We start from the raw sequence: 2,113 nt of genomic DNA, 5'->3' as shown, positions 1-2,113 counted from the left end.
GCCGCGTCCCGCATTGCGTCCGAACGGAGGCCGTCCGGCCCTGCGCGCCGTGCCGTCCCCGCAGCGCAGCGCGCCGCGCGACGACGAGTGGGAAGTGTTCTGACACGCTGACGGCGCCTGCGTGCGCGACAGCGACGGCCGCCTTGCGCGGCCGTTTTTACAGGCACGCCCCTGACCGCGCTGCGGTTACTACTTACTAAAAAAACAGCGTTATATAAATAGCTGTTTTGCCATCTAAGCAAATCTTTTCAAAACTTAACGCGACATTGCCTGTGAGATAACTCACACTGCCTGCCGTACCACCCTTGTTCCCGCCTCGGCCACATCCCGGCTGACCCCTCCGCCTGCTGCGTCCGGCCACTCGTGCCAGGCGGCAGCCATTGCCGTCAGCCTTGCATGCGAGTCCGGCGCGATGACCGATGCACCACACTGAAGGATGCGAAAAAGATGGCAAATATGAAAATCGGCACGCGCCTGCGCTGCTCCTTTGCATTGTTGACCTTGCTGCTGCTGGCCACTGCCGCGCTGGGCATGCTGCGCCTGTCCAGCCTGGAGCTGCGCATGCGCGACGTGATCGACGATAAATATCCGAAAACCGTGCTGGCCAATGACATCATCAAGAATGTCAACATCATCGCGCGCTCCTCGCGCAACCTGCTGCTGATGACGGAGCCGCAGCAGCTGGCGCAGGAACGCGCCAGCATCGCCAGGGCGGGCGGCGAGACGGAAAAAGGACTGGCCCAGCTGGATGCGGTGGTGCTGTCGCCGCAGGGCCGCACGCTGATGGCGGCCGTGACGCAGGCGCGCGCCACGTTCAACGGCGGGCGCGACAAGGTGCTGGCCCTGCTGGAAGAGGGCGCACGCGACGAGGCGACCAGTTTGCTGCTCGGCACGGTGCGCGGCGACCAGCTGCGCTACATGGCGGCGCTGGAAAGCCTCATCGCGCACCAGCACGACCTGATGGAGGAGGCGGGCGCCCAGGTGCGCGCGGAATACGCGACGGCGCGCAACATGATGCTGGCGCTGAGCGCGCTGGCCGTGCTGTTTTCGCTCGTCACCGCCTGGCTGGTCACGCGCAGCATCGTCAATCCCCTGCACCACGCATTGACCGTGGCGCAGACCGTGGCGGCCGGCGACCTGACCTCGACCTTCGGCCGCCATGGCGGCGATGAAACGGGCAAGCTGCTCGACGCGCTGTGCATCATGAACGGCAACCTGCTCGACATCGTGCAGCAGGTGCGCAGCGGCACCGACACCATCGCCACGGCGTCGTCGCAGATCGCGGCCGGCAATATCGACCTGTCCTCGCGCACGGAGGAGCAGGCCAGCTCGCTCGAACAGACCGCGTCGGCCATGGAGGAACTCAGTTCGACGGTGCAGCAGAATGCGGACAATGCGCGCCATGCCAGCGTGCTGGCCGTCGAGGCGGCGAACATCGCCGGCGCCGGCGGGCAGGCCGTGGGACAGGTGATCCATACCATGGACGCCATCAGCGCATCGTCGGCGCAGATTGCCGACATCATCGGCGTGATCGACATGCTGGCCTTCCAGACGAATATCCTGGCCTTGAACGCGGCCGTGGAAGCGGCGCGCGCGGGCGAGCAGGGGCGCGGCTTTGCCGTCGTGGCGACGGAAGTGCGCAACCTGGCGCAGCGCAGCGCGGCGGCGGCGCGCGACATCCGCGCCCTGATCGCCAATTCCACCGAACAGGTCGATGCGGGCGCGGCCCTGGTGGCGCAGGCCGGCGCCACCATGCAGGAAGTGGTGGCGGCCGTGGGGCGCGTGAGCCAGATGGTGGCCGACATCACGGCCGCCAGCGCCGAGCAAAGCACGGGCATCGGCCAGGTCAGCCAGGCGGTGCTGCAGATGGATGAAGTGACGCAGCAGAACGCCGCCCTGGTGGAGGAAGCGGCGGCCGCATCGCAATCGCTGGAAGGCGAGGCGGCAAAGCTGCTGCAGGTGGTCAGCGTATTTCGCCTGCAGCAGGGGCCCGCGCACACCTTGCCGCGCCGGAGCGCGCCGGCCGTGCCGCGCCTGCTGGCCTAGTGGCGCGCCTGGCAAGGTTCTGGCTTGGCTGCGTCGGGCTGTGGCGCGCGCTGCGCCGGGCGCGGGA

Annotated in this window: 1 protein-coding gene; it reads left to right on the top strand. The window is 67.5% G+C overall.

Going from position 1 to position 2,113, the window contains the following annotated elements:
* Window positions 1-447 precede the first annotated feature (447 nt).
* The gene (locus tag GCN74_RS29680) at window positions 448-2,046 is read left to right on the top strand and encodes a methyl-accepting chemotaxis protein (RefSeq protein ID WP_319633492.1); all 1,599 of its coding nucleotides are present in this window, start codon (window positions 448-450) and stop codon (window positions 2,044-2,046) included.
* The last annotated feature ends 67 nt before the right edge of the window (window positions 2,047-2,113 follow it).

The organism is Janthinobacterium sp. FT14W (genome assembly GCF_009208755.1).
Lineage (GTDB): Bacteria > Pseudomonadota > Gammaproteobacteria > Burkholderiales > Burkholderiaceae_D > Janthinobacterium > Janthinobacterium violaceinigrum.
The sequence above is the reverse complement of the archived record's forward strand: the minus strand, read 5'-3'. Positions and strand labels throughout refer to the sequence as shown.